Raw genomic sequence first — 17,973 nt, forward strand, 5'->3', positions numbered from 1 at the left:
CCGTTCCGGCGCAGGGTCAGCGGGGCACCAGGTTGCGCAACGGTTCGCCGCGCTGCAGGCGCGAGATGTTCGCCGCCACTTCGTCCACGCGTCCGGTGAAGGTGTCGCTGGTCACCCCTGACGAGTGCGGGGTCATCAGCAGGTTCGGCAGGTCGGCGAACGGCAGTTCGCTTGGCGCACAGTCGCCGTCGGTGGGATAGCGGTACCAGACGTCGATCGCCGCACCGCGGATCACGCCGTTGGCGAGCGCGTCGTAGAGGGCCTGCTCCTGAACCAGCGGTCCGCGCCCGACGTTGATCAGCACCCCGTCCGGTCCCAGCGCCTCCAGTTGGGACACGCCGATCATGCCCCGGGTGTGTTCGTTCAGCGGCGCCGACACCACGGCGACGTTGCATTCGCGCATCAACCGGTCGAGGTCGCCGGTATCGCTGACCCAGCGCAGTCCGGCATCGAGGGTGACCCGCCCGGATCCGGTGACTGCCGCGGCGGTGCATCCGAACGGGCGCAGCAGGTTCCAGCTGCGTAGCCCGATGTGGCCGAAGCCGACGAACCCGATGTGTGCACCACCGAAGAGCGGAGGCTGGGGGATGGAGCTGTCGTACACCGGCGTCGCCCAGACATTGTCGCGAAGAGCGCGGTCCTGGGTGAGGAACCCGCGGCGCAGCATCACCGCCGCCGACACGACGTACTCGGCGATCGAACGGCCGTGGTGGAAAGTGTTGGCCACCAGAACATCCGGCGGCAGAGCGGCGAAGTCGATCTTGTCCGTCCCGGCACCGACCACGTGGATCAGCCGTAGCTTCTCCGCGGTGCGTGCCATGTCGGCGTCGAAGCGGCTACCGACGTACACTTCGGCGTCGCGCAGTTGCGCCTCGGGGACGCCGCCGATGTGCCAGCGGATGTCGGTGGCGGCAGGCACGATGGCCTCGAACCGCTCCCGGTGAGGCATCACGTTCGGGTCCGCGACGACGATCAGCATGTCAACCTCGTTGCAGCGCAGGACGCTTGCTGTCGAATGTCCAGCCCGGGATCAGGAATTGCATGGCCACCGCATCGTCTCGACTGCCCAGTCCTTCGCGACGGTACAGGTCGTGCGCGGCGGCCACGGCGGATTCGTCGAGTCGCACACCGAGACCGGGGGCGTCGGGCACGGTGAGGCAGCCGTCGACGATCGCGAACGGGTCGGTGGTGATCGCCTGACCGTCCTGCCACATCCAGTGGGTGTCGATCGCGGTGATCTGCCCCGGAGCTGCGGCGGCGACGTGGGTGAACATCGCCAACGACACGTCGAAGTGGTTGTTGGAGTGCGAACCCCACGTCAGCCCCCACGCGTCGCAGAGCTGCGCGACGCGCACCGAGCCGGCCATCGTCCAGAAGTGCGGGTCGGCCAGCGGGATGTCCACGGCGCCGGAGCGGATCGCGTGTCCCATCTCCCGCCAGTCCGTGGCGATCATGTTCGTCGCCGTCGGCAGGCCGGTGGCGCGTTTGAACTCCGCCATCACCTCCCGGCCGGAGAACCCAGCCTCGGGACCGACCGGGTCCTCGGCGTAGGCCAGCACGTCGGTCAGGTCCCGGCACGTCTTGATCGCGTCGGCGAGCAGCCAGCCACCGTTGGGGTCCAGCGTGATTCGGGCGTCGGGGAAGCGCTCGGCCAGTGCGGTGACGACCTTGGCCTCCTCGGGCGCGGGCAACACCCCGCCTTTGAGCTTGAAGTCCCGAAACCCGTAGCGGGCGCGTGCCGCCTCGGCCAGCCGGACCACGGCTTCGGGGGTCAGCGCCTCCTGGTGGCGCACCCGCAGCCACTCGTCGGCGGGGTCGTCGCCGGCGGTCTCGTCGGCGGGAGACCGGTAGGCCAGATCCGTCTTGGTGCGGTCACCGACGAAGAACAGGTATCCCAGGGCCGGTACCTGTGAGCGCTGCCTGCCGTCCCCGAGCAGCGCCGCCACCGGAACCTCGAGGTGCTGGCCGAGCAGATCCAGCAGCGCGGATTCGACGGCGGTCACGGCATGCACCATCACCCGCAGGTCGAAGGTCTGCGCGCCGCGCCCGCCGGTGTCACGGTCGGCGAAAGCGCTTCGCATGTCGGCCAACACGGCGTGGTAGTCACCGATGCCGCGCCCGGTGATCAGCCCGCGGGCGTCTTCTAGGGTGCGGCGGATCGGTTCCCCGCCCGGGACTTCCCCGACACCGGTGTTGCCGGCGGAATCGCCGACGATCACCAGGTTCCGGGTGAAGAACGGGCCGTGGGCGCCGGACAGGTTCAGCAGCATGCTGTCACGTCCGGCGATCGGTACGACGGTGACGTCGGTGACGACGGGGGTTGTTGTGCTCATGATCGTCCTCCGGGTCTGCTGGCGGTCATGACGCGAACCAGCGGTCGCCGTTGGCGACCGGGCGGACCACGCGGGTCACCTTGTCTCCCTGCGTCTGTAGCGCGTCGATGAGGTCGCGTTCACGTTGCGGGGTCAGCCGGTCGACGGGCACCGAGGCGCTGATCGCATCCTGCGCCGGCTTGCAGTAGCGCAGCGGCACCGCGAAACAGCACAGCCCCGTGGTGTTCTCCTCGTCGTCGCGGGCGTAGCCGCGCACCCGCACGTCGTCGAGCTCCCGGTCGAGGGCGGCGCGGTCGGTGATCGTCCGGGGCGTCAGGCTCTGCAACTCGGCCGGGACGTGCTCGTCGCGGTCCGGGCCGAAACGTTCGGCCAGCAGCGCCTTGCCCAGCGAGGTGGCGTAGGCGGGAAGCCGCCGGCCCACCCGGCTGGCGGTGCGCAGGTACTGCTTGGACTCGCGGGTGGCCAGGTACACGATGTCGGTGCCGTCGAGGCGGGCGAGGTGGAACGTCTCGTCCCACTGGGCGCGCAGGTCGTCGAGGAAGGGGGTGATCAGCGGGAGATAGGGGTCGCCGTCCAGGTAGCTGGTGCCGACCAGCAGAGCGCGGATCCCGATGCCGTAGAGGGTGCCGCTGTTGTCGGAGCGCACCCAGCCCTGGCCGACCAGCGTGCGCAGCAGGGCGTGGGCGCTGCTGCGGGGCATGCCGAGTGCGTCGCTGATCTCCCGTAACCGCGCGGGCTCGTCATGGCGGGCGGCGAGGTACTCGAGGAGTTCGACCGTGCGCACCGCGGACTTGACCTTGCGCACCGAGATGTCCTCTGTCACCGCCGGCTCCTCACATCGACAGCAACTCGCGGCCGATGAGCAGAATGGCCCCCGCCGCCGAGACGGTGATCGCCAGCCGACGCAGTCGAACCGGATTCAGGTGCCGGTTGAGCACATGCGAGAGCAGATAGCCAAGCACAGCCGCGGGGATCAGCACGGCGAAGCCCCACAGAATGTGTGTGGTGATCGCACCGGTGGCAGCCAGCACGATCAGCGACATCACCGAGCCGATCAGGAAGAAACCACTCATCGTGCCGCGCAACTGCGCACCGCTGTTGCGTTGCCATACCAGCGCCATCGGCGGACCGCCGATCGCCGTCGCGGTGCCCAGCAGACCCGAGGCTGCTCCGGCCAGCACCACGTTGCGTCGCCGTGCCGCGGGAATCCAGCCGCTGCTGGTCAGCAGCACCCCACCCAGCACAACGCCGGCCAGCAGGATCGCCAACGCGCGGTGCGGCAGCACCGCCAGCAGCAGCGCCCCCGCGACGGTGCCGGGCAATCGGCCGGTCAGCGCCCAGCCGGTACCCGCCAGGTCGATCGACTCGCGTTCGCGGACCACCACCATCAAGGTGACCAGCGTCGCGACCATGATCAGGGTGGCGGGGATCAGTGCGGGGTCCACCAGCGCCACGATCGGCGCGGCGAACATCCCGATGCCGAAGCCGATGGAGGACTGCAAGGCCGACGCCAGGACGATCGCTGCTGCCAGGACGCAATACCCCGGGATGCTCACGCCGGTACTGTCTCAAGTCCACTCCCCTCCAGCAGCATCGGGTGGTGGCATTCGGCGCTGTGCCCCGGGATCTGCGGGTCCGCGACGCCGGCCGGCGCTGCCCTCGCGCACACGTCGGTGGCCTTCCAGCAGCGGGTGCGGAAGCGGCAGCCCGACGGCGGGTTGATCGGCGAGGGAACCTCCCCCTGGAGAAGGATCCGCTGCTTGCGGGCTTCACTGTTCAGCGTCGGCGCGGCCGACATCAGGGCCGCGGTGTAGGGATGGTTGGAGCGCTCGAAAACGGCTTCGGTGGGTCCGGTCTCGACGATCCGGCCGAGATACATCACCGCGACGCGGTCGGCGACGTGACGAACCACTGACAGGTCATGGGAGATGAAGATGTAGCTGATGTTCAGCTGTTCCTGCAGATCGTTGAGCAGGTTGAGGACCTGGGCCTGTACCGACAGGTCGAGCGCGGAGACGGGCTCGTCGCAGATGATGACGTCGGGGCTCAACGCCAAGGCCCTGGCGATGCCGATGCGTTGACGCTGCCCGCCGGAGAACTCCTGCGGATACTTGTCGGCGGCCTTGGCTCCCAGGCCGACCAGATCCAGCAGACCCCGCACCCGCATGTCACGGTCGCGGCGATCCTTGATCAAGCCCTTGTGGCTGCGCCACGGTTCGGCGATGATCTCCGCCGCGGACATCCGGGAGTTCAGCGACGCGTAGGGGTCCTGGAACACCATCTGCACCCGGCTGCGGAACTTCAGCAGCTCGGCGCCGCGCAGACCGAACGGGTCGACTCCGTCGAAGCGCACGGTCCCTTCGTCGGGCCGTTCGAGCATCAGCAATGTCCTTGCCAGCGTGGACTTTCCGCAGCCGGACTCGCCGACCAAACCGAGCGTCTCACCACGCGCCAGGTCCAGCGTGATGCCGTCGAGTGCGCACAGCTTGTTCTTGCCGGCGTGCGGCACCCGAAACGACTTGCGAACGTCGCGCACCTCGAGCAGGTTCTCGGGCGTTCCAGGCATCTCAAACATTGCAGACCTCTTCCGGGAAGTGGCAGGCCGCTTTGCGGCTCGGGTGGGATGTCGCCGACGCGCCCGCTCCGGCTTCGACGTCGTCGAGCACGGGGCGTCGGGTGGCGCAGATCTCCTGCGCGATGGGGCAGCGGGCCTGGTAGACACAGCCTTCCGGGATGGAGTGCAGGTCGGGCGGCGACCCGCCGATCGACCGGAGTCCGTCCCCGCGCCGGGCGTTGACGGGCACCGAGTTCAGTAGCCCCTTGGTGTAGGGGTGCTTGGGATTGCCGAAAACCTCGGCAACGGTGCCGGTTTCGACGATGTTGCCGGCGTACATGACGGCTACCCTGTCGGCTTCCTCGGCGACGAGCGCGAGGTCGTGGGTGATGAGCACGACCGCCATCCGGTATTCGGTGCGCAGGTCGCGCAGCAGTGCCATGATCTGGGCCTGCACCGTCACGTCGAGCGCGGTGGTCGGCTCGTCGGCGATCAGCACACTCGGGTTGAGCGCCACCGCCATGGCGATGAGCAGTCGCTGGCGCATCCCGCCGGAGAACTGGTGCGGGTAGGAACTCAGCCGTGTCTCCGGCTGCGGAATGCCGACGCGCGCCATCAGCTCGATGGCTTTGCCCTTGGCATCCTTGCTGCTCATGCCCTGATGGATCCGGAACGGTTCTGCCAGTTGGGTTCCCACGGTGTACAGCGGGTTCAACGCGGTCAGCGCATCCTGGAACACGATCGCCAACTCGGTGCCGGCCATGGCGCGACGTTTCTTGCGGTCGGCCTTGAGCAGGTCGACGGTGCCGTCCTGGCCCGCGAGCCGCGCGCTGCCGCCCACGATGTCGGCGACCGGCTCCAGAAGCCCGACCAGCGCGGTCGCGGTCATCGACTTGCCGCATCCCGATTCGCCCAGCAGCGCCAGGGTTTCGCCGCGATGGGCAGTGAAGGACACCTCGTTGACCGCACGCAGCGTTCCGGTGATGGTGCGGACCTCGACGGACAGTCCGTCGACCTCGAGGACCGGGGCGGCGCCGACGGCGTCGACGGGGGCGTGGTGATCGGCGAGTGCAGTCATGCTCGAGCCTTCCCGGACTTGGTGAACTTCGCCAGGCTCTTCTGCGGGACAGTCAGCCGCCAGCGCTGACCGGGGTCGGTGGCGATCCTCGCCCAGGCGGCCAGGATGGTGGCCGACACGGTGGTGATCACGATGGCCAGCCCGGGGAAGAACGACAACCACCACGCGGTGTGCAGATAGGTGCGGCCCTGCGAGACCATCAGACCCCAGCTGACGTCGGGCGGTTGGATGCCGATGCCGAGGAAGCTCAGCGAGCTCTCCGCCAGCATGACGTAGCAGAAGTCCAGCGTCGCGACGGTCAACAGCGTCGGCAGCACGATCGGCAGCACGTGACGGCCGATGATCGAGGTGGCGCCGGCGCCGAAAGTGCGTGCCGCGTCCACGAACACACGGCTGGCCAACTCGGCGGACTCGGCCCGCGCGGTGCGCAGGTAGACCGGGATGCGGGTGATGGCCAGCACCAGCACGATGTTGGCCGCACTCGGTGAGAAGACGTAGAGGACGACGACCGCCAGCAGCAGCGACGGGAAGCTCATGATCACGTCGGCGATGCGCATCGCGACCGTCTCGCGCCAGCCGCGGTAGAAGCCGGCCCACATACCGACGGCGGAGCCGATCACCGCGGAGATGACGACTGCCGGGACCGCGACCGACAGCGTGGTGCGGCAGGCGACGATCAGACGCGCCAGCATGCTGCGGCCCAGCGGATCGGTGCCCAGCACGTTGGCCCAGCCGTGCGCCAGTGTGAACGGCGGCTGGTTGGAGTTGTCCAGGTCGATACGGGTGGCGAGCTCGCCGACGAGCATCGGCCCGAAGATCGCGGTGAGGAACACCACGCCCAGCACGCCAGCCGCGAGGGCGGCGACCCGGTCGTTGATCAGCAGCCGGAACCACAGCGAACGGGTCCGCTTTACGGAGTTCTCGGTGTCCGGCTCGCCGACGATCGGGGTAGTCGGCTTGACGGGAACCTGGTCGATTTGAGTCATGCTGTTGTCTCCCGTCAGACCCGTGCCGGTTCGCGCACCCGCGCGTCGAGCAGCGCGTAGCAGGCGTCGATGAGGATGTTGAGAACGAAGATGCTGACCGCGGTGAGCAGCACCGCGGCCTGTAGCACCGCGAAGTCGCGTTGCAGGATCGCGTCGATCATCAGCTTGCCGATTCCGGGCCAGCCGAAGATTGCCTCGACCACCACCGCGCCGTTGATGAGGCCGACCGCGAGGTCACCGGCGACGGTGAGCGCGGGCGCCGCAGCGTTGCGCAGCGCGTGGTGGGTGACGACGCGGAAGTCCCCGGCGCCTTTGCTTCGGGCCAGTCGCACGTACGGCGCCGACAGAGCGGAAACCATTGCGCCGCGCACTACTTGGGTGAGCACCCCGAGTGGCCGGATCATCAGCGTCGCGATCGGCAGCACCCAGGACAGGATCCCGGCGTCGACGCCGGAGGTGGGCAGCACTCCGAGAAGCACTGCGAACAGCCAGACCCCGGTGATGGCGAACCAGAAGTCGGGGATGCTGGCTGCGGTCATCGACAGCAGGCTGGAGAACCGGTCGGCCAGTGAGTTCGGGCGGTACGCGGCCCAGCAGCCGATCACGACGGCGCCGATGACGGCGAGCAGCATGGTGGCGAACGCCAGCTGCAGCGTCGCGGGGAACGCGCGCAGTGCCATCTCGGACGCGGACTCCCCGGTGCGCAACGAGGTGCCGAAGTCCAGGTGCACCACGCCTTTGAAGTAGTCGGCCAGCTGGGTGATCAGCGGGTCGTTGAACCCGTTGGCGTTGGCGAACGCCTCGCGCTGCTCTGGGGTCGCCGACTCGGACAGGTACAGGTTGGTGGGGTCACCGGTGAGCCTGGCGAGCAGGAAGACCCCCAGCAGCACGATGATCAACGGCAGTGCGCTGGTGTACATCCGGCGTCGGACGAACGAGAACATGACTTGACTTCCTGGTCGTCGGAACAGCTCAGGACTGGTTGGTGCGGTCGGTACCGGCCGGGGTCATCGCGGACAACCGCATCTCGTCGCCGGTCGCCGAGTTCGGGGTGTAGGCGATCCGCGGGGATTTGCCGAGGATGCCCTGCATGTGGGCGAGGTAGGCCATCTGCATGATCTCCTGTGGTTCCTCGGCGAACAGCTCGGCGAACGCGTCTTGGCGGGCTTTGTCGGTGAGTTCCTCAGCGGCGCGGATCTTTCGGTCGAACTCCGCTGTGCCATAGGCGGCTTGGGGACCGTCGGAGAGCATGTACTGGTCGAGGGTGAACGCGGCGTCGCCGGCCTGGTTGCCGTGCATGATCATCAGCAGGTACGGCCCGGTGTTGGCCGGGAACGGCCGTAGCTGGTACTCGAGCTGGGCGGCGGTGTCCATCATCTCGATCCGGACGTTGAGGCCGATCTCGGTGAACTCGCTCTGCATCACCTCGATGGTCTCGGCGATCTTCGGGAACTGCGCGGTGCGCCCGATCAACCGGATCTGGGTGTCGACGGGCACGCCGTCGGCCTTGGCCTCGGCGACGAGCGCCTTGGCCCTCTCGATGTCGTGCGGCCAGATCGGGAGGTCGTCGTTGTATCCGACGACGCCCGTCGGGATCAGTTGGGCGGCAGGTTCACCCAGGTCGCGGAAGAGTGCCTTGACGATTCCGGCGCGGTTCACCGCGTAGTTGATGGCCTGGCGCACCCGGAAGTCGTCGAGCGGGGGTTCGGTGGCCTGCATACGCAGCGCGGTGGTCTCGTTGTTCTGGAACGGGACGCCGAGATCGCCTGCTCCGTCTTCGGGTCCCAGTGAGGTGGCGATGTCGGTTTCGTCGTTGGTGACCATGGCGGCGCGGACGCTGCCCTCGCTGCGCCACTGGTATTCGGCACGGCCGAACGCGGGAGCCTCACCCCAGTAGCTGGGGTTGCGGCTCAGAGTCAGCTTCTGCCCGTACTCCCAGTCCGCGATCGCATACGGTCCGGTGCCGATCGGCTCGCGCACCTTCTCGACGGTGCTGGTGGTGCGCGGAACGATCTCGACGAATGAGATACGCAGCGGCAGAATGGGATCCGGCTCGCTGGTGCCGACGATCACGGTGTTGGGGTCAGGGGTCTGCAGGGTCAATTCCTCGTCGCCGAAGACGTAACCGTCGACGTTGCACTGCAGGTCGGAGTTGACCGCCCGGTCGATCGAGAAGGCCGCGTCCTCGGAGGTGAACGGCGCCCCGTCGGAGAACGTCACGTCGGGACGAAGGGTGAATGTCCACTGGGTCGGGCTGGTCTGCCGCCATTCGGTGGCGAGCAGCGGCTCCAGGTCGCCGGTGTCCGGGTCGCGCTCGACGAGCGGCTCGGTGATGTTGGAGCGGACCACGACGCCGGTGGAGGTCAGTGAGCTCTCGCAGGGCTCCAGCGTCGGTGGCTCCTGGGAGAGCACGATGCGCAGCGTGTCCGGGTCGTAGCCGCCGCCCCCGGAATTGGCGACCGTGCAGCCGGTCGCGACAACGGTGACGCCGGCGATGGCGGCGACCAGGCGTTGACGCGGCCACGCGGGCCGATCGCTCGGTGCTGGCTTCATGGGTCCTCCCGGGGCTGGGGATCGTGACGTCCACGTATGTAGATGCAGTCTGTGATGCCAGCCACACGGTATGAGCGCGTTCGAACCAGCGTCAACCCCAGCTGAACGGCGTTTCGCGGGGCTTTCGGGCCTCGTCCCGGCGGCGCCGTCGGCAGCGAAAAGCGGACGTGAACTGGACTTTTACCCGCGGCCATGAGCGGTGGATGCGGAGGTGGTGCCGGAATGCGTTCCAGAAATGCTGATTAGCTATAAGTCCATGCTATTTCGGACGTGGACGGGTATTCGCAGCTCGTCGTAGCGTGGAGCGCACTATGAGTACTCCTCGCGGCCTCCGACACAATCGATGCGTGTTGCAGGTTGGCCCCCTCAAGCCCTCGTTGGAGCAGACCCTGGCCGATGACTACGCGGCCCGGATGTTGCCCGAGGCGCCGGCAGCACGTGAGGCGTTCCTGGCCGAGCACGGTGCACAGGTCACCGCGGTGGTGACGTCGGGTCGAACCGGTGTGGACGCACCGCTGATGGGGTCGCTGCCGAACCTCGGCGCCGTGGTGAACTTCGGTGTCGGGTACGACACCACCGACGTCGACGCTGCGGCCGCACATGGTGTCGGGGTGAGCAACACCCCCGATGTGCTGACCGATTGTGTGGCCGACACGGCCGTGGGTCTGATGATCGACACGCTTCGGCGGTTCTCCGCCGCCGACAGGTATGTGCGTGCCGGCCGATGGCCGGTCGACGGGAACTATCCATTGACCCGGCAGGTCAGCAACACCCGGGTCGGCATCATCGGGCTCGGACGGATCGGCAGCGCTATCGCGTTGCGGCTGAACGCTTTCGGGTGTTCGATCTCCTACCACAACCGCCACGAGGTCGCGGGGTCGCCGTACCCCTACGCGTCGTCGCCGGTGGAATTGGCCCAGGGGGTGGACGTGCTGGTGGTGGCCGCGGCCGGAGGCGCCGGCACCCGCAACCTGGTCGATCGTGAGGTGCTGGACGCACTCGGTGCGGACGGCTATCTGATCAACATCGCGCGCGGCAGCGTGGTCGACCAGGACGCGCTGGTATCGGCTCTGGTGGACGGCAGGCTCGCCGGTGCGGGCCTGGACGTGTTCGCCGATGAGCCGCAGGTCCCGGCGGTGCTGGTGAGCTTGGACAATGTCGTGTTGTTGCCGCATGTGGCCAGCGGGACGGTGCAGACGCGCGCGGCCATGGAGGCGCTGACGCTGCGCAACCTCGACACGTTCCTCGCGACAGGTGAACTCGTCACCCCGGTTCGCTAGGAGTCCCCCGCCGGAACGGTATTCCAGGCGCAGAATCGCGAGCGACCACCGCACGGAATACCGTTCCGGCGGGGGAACTCAGCCGACGCCTTCGACCAGCTCGTCGGTGGTCCATTCCTGTTGCGGCAATACATCTTTGAGCAGCCGCAGCAGCGCCGGGTTGCTGGAATCCCCCCGCCACACCGCGTCGAGCTCGACGGGTCGATCGCGGAACGCGCCGATGGTCCGGAACACCACACCCTCGGGATGTAGCGTGGCCGCCGAGGCAGGCACCAACGCCATCCCGAGGCCGGAGCGCACCAGCACCAGCATGGTGTGCACCTGGGTCACGTACTGCACGTAGTTCGGCGTCGCCCCGGCGATGGTGAACGTGCTGATCAGCAGATCGTTGAAATAGCGGGCCTGCACCGGCGAGTACATCACCACGTCCTGGCCGTCGAGATCGGTCAGCGTCAACTGTCGCGGCAGCTCGGTCAGCGGATGTCCCGAGGGCAGCGCGACGACCAGCTGCTCGTGCAGCAACGGCCGCGACACCAGACCCGGACGCTTCAGCGGCGGGCGTGCCATGCCGAGGTCCAGCTCGCCGGACATCAACCCCTCGATCTGGGCGGCGGTGACCATCTCACGCAGGTCCAGCGTCACGTCGGGCAGCCGCTCACGGGCCCGCTCCAGCAGCCGCGGCAGAACGGCGTGCGCCGACGCCGCGGTGAAGCCGACGACCACGGTGCCCAGATCCCCTGCGGGGATGCGCTTCACGGTCTGGGCGGCTCCCTCGGCCAGCTGCAGGATCCGCCGCGCGTCGGGCAGGAACGCCGCTCCCGCAGGGGTGAGCGTCACCGTGCGGGTGGTGCGGTCGATCAGCTGCACGCCGAGTTCACTCTCGAGCTGCTGCATCTGGCGGGACAGGGGCGGCTGGGTCATGTGCAGCCGTTCGGCGGCGCGGCCGAAGTGCAGCTCTTCGGCGACGGCGACGAAGCACGACAGCCGGGCGAGTGAGAACATCAGGCCTTCGGTACCAGCCTGATCGCGGCGATCTTGAGCCGGGGAACGGCCTCCTCCCATTCCGCGACGGTGGGTACCCGGTCGTCGCGGAACTTCATGCCCATCGTCCGTTGCGCCTTCTTCGGGCCGTAGGCCCCGGACAGCCGGTGGACGATGTCGACGACGGCGGCGTGCTCGGTGATCAGCGTGCCGTGCAGCGCGGTCTTCCTGCCGCGGTGGTACACCTGCGCGTCGGCGCCGTCGCGGAAGTTGTACTTCCACTGCGCCTCCAATACCACGTAGAGGTCGCCGTCGAGGTGGTGAGCGCTGACCGGAACCGAGAACCGCCGCCCGGTCTTGCGTCCGGTGAACTCCACGAGCATGAACTCGGCGATCCGGCCGCCCAGCGGGGTACGCAGCGCCCGTCGCAACACGGGGTTGAAGACCCGAAGCAGGATCTCCGGTGGATGGGCGACGTCGATCGCCGCAGACTGCTCTGCCATACGCCTACCGTAGGGCTACCAACGGGGGCTGAGGGCCTCAAACGACGGATCGATGCTGCGCATGTACCCGGTGTCGTCACGGTCGCGGATGCCGCAGCGCACATACTGCTCGTGCAGCGCGGCCAGCGCGTCCTCGTCGAGCTGCACACCGAGCCCGGGGGTCTCGGGCACCGGGACCGAGCCGTCGACGAACGCCAGCGCACCGGGACGCACGACGTCCTCGGTCTTCCACGGCCAGTGCGTGTCACACGCGTAGGTCAGGTTCGGCGTCGCGCCGGCCAGGTGCACCATCGCGGCCAGGCTGATGCCGAGGTGCGAGTTGGAGTGCATAGACAGCGCGAGGCCGAAGTTCTCGCAGATTCCGGCGAGCAGCCGGGAACGCTGCAGCCCACCCCAGTAGTGGTGATCCGAGAGCACCACGCGCACCGACTGTTTGGCCACCGCGGGTGCCAGTTGCGAGAAGGCGACGACGCACATGTTGGTCGCCAGCGGCATCGGAGCCTGCATAGCCACCTCGGCCATGCCGTCCAGGCCCGGCGTGGGATCCTCCAGGTACTCGAGGACGCCGGCGAGCCTCGACGCCACCTTCATCGAGGTCTGCGGCGTCCAGGCGGCGTTGGGATCCAGTCGCAGCGGGTGCTGGGGAAACGCGAACCGAAGCGCCTCGATGGCCGCCATCTCATCCTCCGGGGCGAACACCCCACCCTTGAGTTTGATTGCGGTGAAGCCATATTCGTCGATGATCCGTCGGGCCTGGGCGACGATCCCGTCCGGGTCGAGCGCCTCGCCGTACTGGTCGGGTTCGGCGCCGGAATGAGCCGCCCATTTGTAGAACAGGTAGGCGCTGAACGGGACCGCGTCTCGGACCTTACCCCCCAGCAGGTCCGAGACGGGACGCCCGCAGGCGTGGCCCTGCACGTCGAGGCAGGCCACTTCGAACGGTGAGAGGACCTGGTCGACCGCACTCGCCGAGGTGATCATGCCTGCGGTGCCGACCGCGGCGTCTTCGCCGCGCAACCGCTGCGTAATGGCCGCCCGAATGGCGTTGAGAGCGAACACGTCCAGGCCGGTGATCGCCTCGGCGGCAGCCTGTAGCCGGGCCAGGTGCCTGCTGTCGGCATAGGTCTCGCCGAGACCGACCAGACCGGCGTCAGTGTCGAGCTGGACGATCGCCCGCAGCGCATACGGCTGGTGGATACCGACGGTGTTCAGCAGTGGTGGGTCACGGAAAGCGACCGGGGTGATGCGGGCGCCGGTGATGCGGATGCTGCTCGGCATGGGTTCAGACTGCCTGGGAGAGCGCTTCGGCGAGCACCGCGCGCCCCGCGGCAGTGATCGACTGCAGCTGGGTGAGATCCTCCGGCGTCGGCATCACCAGCGGCGGACGCACCGGCCCAGCGGGAATGCCGGCCATCGTGACGCCAGCCTTGACCAGCGAGACCGCATAGCCGGGCACCGTGTCACGCAGCCGGACCAGCGGATGGAAGAACGCCCGAAGCAACGCGTCGGCCAACCCGGTGTTACCGGCCTTGAGCGCGTCGTAGAACGCCAGCGCCAGATCGGGTGCGAAGGCGAAGGCGGCCGACGAGTACAGCGGCACCCCGATCGCCCGGTAGGCCTGCTGCGTGGTCTCGGCGGTCGGCAGCCCGTTGAAGAACAGGAAGTCGGGATCGACCTCGTCGGTGACGGCCTGCACGATGCGCCCCACCATGTCGAGGTTGCCGGTGCCGTCCTTGAACCCGATGACGTTGTCGATCTCGGCGACGGCGACGGCGGACGCTTCGGTGAACCGGGCGTTGTTGCGGTTGTAGACGATCACCGGCAGGTCGGTCGCGCCCGCGACGGCCCGGGTGTAGTCCACCAGTCCGGCCTGGGGGACCTCGACGAGGTAGGGCGGTAGCAGCAGCAGCCCGTCGGCGCCGGATTCCTTGGCGGCCTTGGCGAACCGCTTGGCGTGGGCCACCGAGCCGCCGGCGCCGGCATAGACCGGGACCCGACCGGCCACCACCTCGACGGCGGTGCGCACGACTTCGCCGAACTCTTGTTCATCCATCGCGTGGAATTCGCCGGTGCCGCAGGCGATGAAGACGCCGCCGGGCCCTGCCTCGACACCCTTGGCGATGTGGCGGGCCAACACGTCGAAATCGACGTTGCCGGAATCGGTGAACGGGGTGACGGGAAAGAACAGGACGCCGTCGAAGGTGGGACGCATGTGCTGGAGCTCCTGGTGGTGTGGTTGGGGTCAGTCCTGCGTGAGCTGGCCGTCGATGCGCCGCCACAGGTGATCGGGGTTGCCGTCCGCGATCACGCTGGGCAACAACGTGTTCGGGACGTTCTGGTAGGCGACCGGCCGCAGGAAGCGTTCGATCGCCCGGCTTCCGACCGAGGTACTGCGGGAGTCCGATGTCGCCGGGAACGGTCCGCCGTGCACCATCGCGTGGCACACCTCGACACCGGTCGGCCAGCCACCGAACAGGATTCGTCCCGCCTTGAGCTCCAGCAACGGCAGCAGCGTCGCGGCCTGGTCGAGATCGGAGTCGTCGGCCTGCACGGTGGCGGTCAGCTGGCCCTCGATACGCTGTGCGACGGTGTGCATCTCGTCGATGTCGGCGCAGCACACGATCAGGCTCGACGAGCCGAAGACCTCGGCCTGCAGGGCCTCCGACGCCAGGAAGCTCTGCGCGTCGGTGGTGAACAGCGCTGCCTGCCCGCAGACCTCGCTGCCGCTGACTTGCCCGCGGGCGACCAGCTGTGCGGCCTGTGACAGCGACTCGACGCCGGATGCGTAGCTGCGGGCGATGTTCGGGGTCAGCATCGGTGTGGCCGCAGCACCCGAGAGCTCCTCGCGGGCGGCGCTGACGAAAGCGTCGAGGCCGGGCCCGTCGACGGCGATGACCAGGCCGGGGTTGGTGCAGAACTGGCCCGATCCCATGGTCAGGGAGCCGACGAAGGCCTTGCCGAGATCGGCTCCGCGGGTCGAGAGTGCGCCGCCGAGCAGGAACACCGGGTTGATCGAGCTCATCTCGGCGTAGACCGGGATCGGCTCGGGCCGGGCGGCGGCCGCGGCGACCAGGGCGAGTCCGCCGGAACGTGATCCGGTGAAACCGACGGCCTTGATCCGGGGATCGCTGACCAGCGCGATGCCCAGCTCCTGGCCGGTGCCGAACAGCAGCGAGAAGGTGCCGGCCGGCATCCCGGACTGGGCGACGGCGTCGCTGATGGCGCGGGCGACCAGTTCAGAGGTGCCGGGGTGTGCATCGTGGGCCTTGACGACGACGGGGCAGCCGGCGGCCAGCGCCGAGGCGGTGTCACCGCCGGCGACGGAGAACGCCAGCGGGAAGTTGGAGGCGCTGAACACCGCGACCGGCCCCAGGGCGATGAAGCGCTGCCGGATGTCGGGGCGCGGCAACGGGGTCCGGTCGGGCTGGGCGGTGTCGATGCGGGCGCCGTTCCAGCTGCCCTCGCGCAGCACGGCGGCGAACAGCCGCAGCTGACCGGTGGTGCGGCCGACCTCGCCGGTGATGCGTGCCTGCGGCAGGCCGGTCTCGGTGACGGTGCGGGTGACGAGGGCCTCGCCGAGGGCTTCGATGTTGGTGGCGATCGCTTCGAGGAACTGCGCGCGTTGCTCGGAGGTGGTGGCGCGGTAGGCGCTGAAGGCTTCGGCGGCCGCGGCGCACGCGGCGTCGACATTGGTGGCGTCGCCGTGGTGGTAGACCGGCTCGAGTGGTTTGCCGGCGGCCGGGTCGAAGCCGCGGATCTCGCGGCCGGTGCCGCGCACGGGGGTTCCGGCGATGATCATCTGACCGGTGAGGGTGTGGGGAGTCATCGTCACAGTCATGCCGTCAACGGTAGGAGTGCGATCAATTCCTGTCCAAGACCATTTGACACTTAAATGATGCAGGACATGCATGAATCACTGACCCGCCGGAACGGTATTCCAGGCGCAAAAGAACGAGGTGCGACCGCCTGGAATACCGTTCCGGCGAGGGTTACGCCACCCGGAGGTCGGTGAGGCGTTTGTCGATGACACTCAGCAGGGCCGCGACCGCGGTGGGGTCGCCGTTGATGTCGAGCAGGCCGTCGTCGACGGCCTCGGCGAGGGTGAGTTTCTGCCCGACCAGCGCCGCGACGGTCGGCGCCGCCGCCTGGACGGTCACGTCGCTGGGCGTCGGGCTCTTGCCAGGTCGCACCGACACTCTGCCGCCGCGGATGCGCAGGCACGCGCAGCTGTCATCGATGTTGAACTCGTAGACCGCGTCGAGGTCCTTCGGCGCGTCCTCGCGCATGTCGGCGGCGAGGAACGTCAGCAGCCATTCCGCGCGGAACAGTTCGCAGTCGGCATCGGCTTCGACCATCTGGTGGCGCGCTCCCCACATCGCCAGCGGGACGATCGCCGCGGCCAGCTCGCGGCCGGCCTCGGACAGCTCGTAGACCACTGTCGAACCCGGCTGGTCGAGCGCGAGGCGGCGTTGGATGACGCCGTCTGCTTCCAGCTGCCGAACCCGGGTGGCCAACAAGCTGGTCCCGATGCCCGCCAGCGCCTCGGCCAGCTCGGTGTAGCGCTTCGGTCCGGAACCGAGCTCCCGGACGAGCAGCAGCGTCCATCGCTCGCCGACCACGTCGAGAGCGTGCGCCAGGCCGCAGAACTGACCGTAACTCCGCCTCCCCATACCCAGCATCCTACTCGCGACCTCCTTTTTTCGACCTCAACTTAACTATCTGTTTGCTACTTCATTTTCTTATGTTACGTTGCAGAAGTGAGAGTGAACACCCCTGCGGGTGCAGACGAAATATGAGGTGAACCGCAATGGCATCGATTTCTCATTCCAGACCCCTGGCGGGCGTGCGCTGGACACTCATCGCCCTGCTGCGACGACTGCATCCCGCCGCGGCGGGGGTGGCCGCCGGCTCCGTGGCGGCCTCGCCGCGTGCCGCGAGGGCGCGGCACCATTACCCGCCGCAACGCGATGCGATCTTCGAGCAGTCAGCGATGGCGCGGGAGATGTACAGGCTCTGATTCAGAGGTAGCCGCCGAGCGTGTGCCAGAAGCGCTCGTCGGTGCGTCCCATGGCCACGTCGGCTTCGGCGCGCAACGTCATCGCTCGGCGATAGATGCGCTGTGCAGTGGTTCGCGGCATTTCGGCGGGGCCGTAACAGCCGCGACGGAGTCGACGTAGCCTGCCGCGTCTGACCTCCCATCGAAGCGCGTCGGAGATGGTTTTGGACGAATCGCCGCTGACCGTGAAGCCGAGGTGGCCGAGTTCCTCGATGATTTCCGGGATCGCCTGCGGGCCGTGCCGGTAGACGTGGTCGACGACGACGTAGCGCAGGTCGGTGCCGCGCAGGCGGGTGGGCATGACCGCAGGGTCCCGGTTCGGGCTGACACTTCCGCTGTGTGGCGAGGCGGTAGGGGACGGCTCTGGGGATGGGGACCGCTCTGGGGATAGCGCACCCGGCGGGCAGCCCACGGCGCTCGGCGCCCAAGCCCCACGGCGAGTGCGCGCCCAGCCTCACGGCGAGTGCGCGCCCAGCCTCACGGCGAGTGCGCGCCCAGCCCAGGGCGAGTGCGCGCCCAGCCCACGGCGAGCGACAATTTCGGCGGGTGGTGAGTGCAGCTCACCAGGCGCCGAGACATTCGCTCGTAGTGGGCAGCCGGGAANATCCCGCCGATNTTCGCNNCCGCCTCCGNCCGCGCCGCGCCCGCC

The 17,973-nt window shown here is 68.3% G+C and carries 18 protein-coding genes; 2 read left to right on the top strand and 16 right to left on the bottom strand.

Annotation, left to right across the window (positions count from 1 at the left end; all coding sequences use genetic code 11):
• Positions 1–16: 16 nt before the first annotated feature.
• Genes BEMPMBAN_RS10525 through BEMPMBAN_RS10565 form a run of 9 tightly spaced genes read right to left on the bottom strand, consistent with a single transcriptional unit; the run spans position 17 to position 9,504 of the window.
• Positions 17–979 carry a 2-hydroxyacid dehydrogenase gene (locus BEMPMBAN_RS10525; RefSeq protein WP_159230287.1) on the bottom strand — a complete coding sequence of 321 codons (963 nt, stop codon included), beginning with the start codon at positions 977–979 and terminating at the stop codon, positions 17–19.
• A gap of 1 nt (position 980) precedes the next feature.
• Positions 981–2,333 (bottom strand): enolase C-terminal domain-like protein, encoded by a 1,353-nt coding sequence (locus BEMPMBAN_RS10530; protein WP_159230288.1) that lies wholly within the window; start codon positions 2,331–2,333, stop codon positions 981–983.
• Positions 2,334–2,358: 25 nt separating this feature from the next.
• On the bottom strand, positions 2,359–3,156 hold the full coding sequence (locus BEMPMBAN_RS10535) for an IclR family transcriptional regulator (RefSeq protein WP_159230289.1): 798 nt from the start codon (positions 3,154–3,156) through the stop codon (positions 2,359–2,361).
• 10 nt (positions 3,157–3,166) lie between these two features.
• Positions 3,167–3,889: a sulfite exporter TauE/SafE family protein gene (locus BEMPMBAN_RS10540; protein WP_159230290.1), complete on the bottom strand. Its 723-nt coding sequence runs from the start codon at positions 3,887–3,889 to the stop codon at positions 3,167–3,169.
• Positions 3,886–4,899 (bottom strand): ABC transporter ATP-binding protein, encoded by a 1,014-nt coding sequence (locus BEMPMBAN_RS10545; protein WP_159230291.1) that lies wholly within the window; start codon positions 4,897–4,899, stop codon positions 3,886–3,888. The genes BEMPMBAN_RS10540 and BEMPMBAN_RS10545 overlap by 4 nt, the downstream gene beginning before the upstream one ends.
• Position 4,900: 1 nt before the next feature.
• Positions 4,901–5,965, bottom strand: coding sequence for an ABC transporter ATP-binding protein (locus BEMPMBAN_RS10550; RefSeq protein WP_159230292.1), 1,065 nt, complete (start codon positions 5,963–5,965; stop codon positions 4,901–4,903).
• Entirely contained in the window at positions 5,962–6,951 is a 990-nt protein-coding gene (locus BEMPMBAN_RS10555; protein WP_159230293.1) for an ABC transporter permease, read from the bottom strand. The genes BEMPMBAN_RS10550 and BEMPMBAN_RS10555 overlap by 4 nt, the downstream gene beginning before the upstream one ends.
• A gap of 14 nt (positions 6,952–6,965) precedes the next feature.
• The gene (locus BEMPMBAN_RS10560; protein WP_159230294.1) at positions 6,966–7,895 is read right to left on the bottom strand and encodes an ABC transporter permease; all 930 of its coding nucleotides are present in this window, start codon (positions 7,893–7,895) and stop codon (positions 6,966–6,968) included.
• A 28-nt stretch (positions 7,896–7,923) separates the two neighbouring features.
• Positions 7,924–9,504: an ABC transporter substrate-binding protein gene (locus BEMPMBAN_RS10565; protein ID WP_159230295.1), complete on the bottom strand. Its 1,581-nt coding sequence runs from the start codon at positions 9,502–9,504 to the stop codon at positions 7,924–7,926.
• Positions 9,505–9,815: 311 nt separating this feature from the next.
• Between BEMPMBAN_RS10565 and BEMPMBAN_RS10570 the strand changes: the two genes are divergently transcribed.
• The gene (locus BEMPMBAN_RS10570; RefSeq protein WP_159230296.1) at positions 9,816–10,784 is read left to right on the top strand and encodes a 2-hydroxyacid dehydrogenase; all 969 of its coding nucleotides are present in this window, start codon (positions 9,816–9,818) and stop codon (positions 10,782–10,784) included.
• 78 nt (positions 10,785–10,862) lie between these two features.
• Here the strand turns inward: BEMPMBAN_RS10570 and BEMPMBAN_RS10575 are convergent, their stop codons facing one another.
• The 6 genes from BEMPMBAN_RS10575 to BEMPMBAN_RS10600 form a co-directional block, all read right to left on the bottom strand.
• Positions 10,863–11,786: a LysR family transcriptional regulator gene (locus BEMPMBAN_RS10575; protein ID WP_159230297.1), complete on the bottom strand. Its 924-nt coding sequence runs from the start codon at positions 11,784–11,786 to the stop codon at positions 10,863–10,865.
• The gene (locus tag BEMPMBAN_RS10580; protein WP_159230298.1) at positions 11,786–12,268 is read right to left on the bottom strand and encodes a hypothetical protein; all 483 of its coding nucleotides are present in this window, start codon (positions 12,266–12,268) and stop codon (positions 11,786–11,788) included. Before BEMPMBAN_RS10580 ends, BEMPMBAN_RS10575 begins: the two co-directional genes overlap by 1 nt.
• 15 nt (positions 12,269–12,283) lie before the next feature.
• Positions 12,284–13,546, bottom strand: coding sequence for a glucarate dehydratase family protein (locus BEMPMBAN_RS10585; protein ID WP_159230299.1), 1,263 nt, complete (start codon positions 13,544–13,546; stop codon positions 12,284–12,286).
• 4 nt (positions 13,547–13,550) lie between these two features.
• Entirely contained in the window at positions 13,551–14,480 is a 930-nt protein-coding gene (locus tag BEMPMBAN_RS10590; protein ID WP_159230300.1) for a 5-dehydro-4-deoxyglucarate dehydratase, read from the bottom strand.
• Between the two features lie 30 nt (positions 14,481–14,510).
• Entirely contained in the window at positions 14,511–16,106 is a 1,596-nt protein-coding gene (locus BEMPMBAN_RS10595; RefSeq protein ID WP_159230301.1) for an aldehyde dehydrogenase (NADP(+)), read from the bottom strand.
• A gap of 151 nt (positions 16,107–16,257) precedes the next feature.
• On the bottom strand, positions 16,258–16,938 hold the full coding sequence (locus tag BEMPMBAN_RS10600) for a winged helix-turn-helix transcriptional regulator (protein WP_337761817.1): 681 nt from the start codon (positions 16,936–16,938) through the stop codon (positions 16,258–16,260).
• Positions 16,939–17,075: 137 nt separating this feature from the next.
• Here BEMPMBAN_RS10600 and BEMPMBAN_RS10605 point away from each other — a divergent pair, with 137 nt between their 5' ends.
• Positions 17,076–17,285: a hypothetical protein gene (locus tag BEMPMBAN_RS10605; RefSeq protein WP_159230303.1), complete on the top strand. Its 210-nt coding sequence runs from the start codon at positions 17,076–17,078 to the stop codon at positions 17,283–17,285.
• A gap of 1 nt (position 17,286) precedes the next feature.
• Here BEMPMBAN_RS10605 and BEMPMBAN_RS10610 read toward each other — a convergent pair whose 3' ends face one another.
• Positions 17,287–17,625 carry a hypothetical protein gene (locus tag BEMPMBAN_RS10610; RefSeq protein WP_159230304.1) on the bottom strand — a complete coding sequence of 113 codons (339 nt, stop codon included), beginning with the start codon at positions 17,623–17,625 and terminating at the stop codon, positions 17,287–17,289.
• Positions 17,626–17,973 lie beyond the last annotated feature (348 nt).

The organism is Mycolicibacterium austroafricanum (genome assembly GCF_902705885.1).
Classification (GTDB): Bacteria; Actinomycetota; Actinomycetes; order Mycobacteriales; family Mycobacteriaceae; genus Mycobacterium; species Mycobacterium vanbaalenii_A.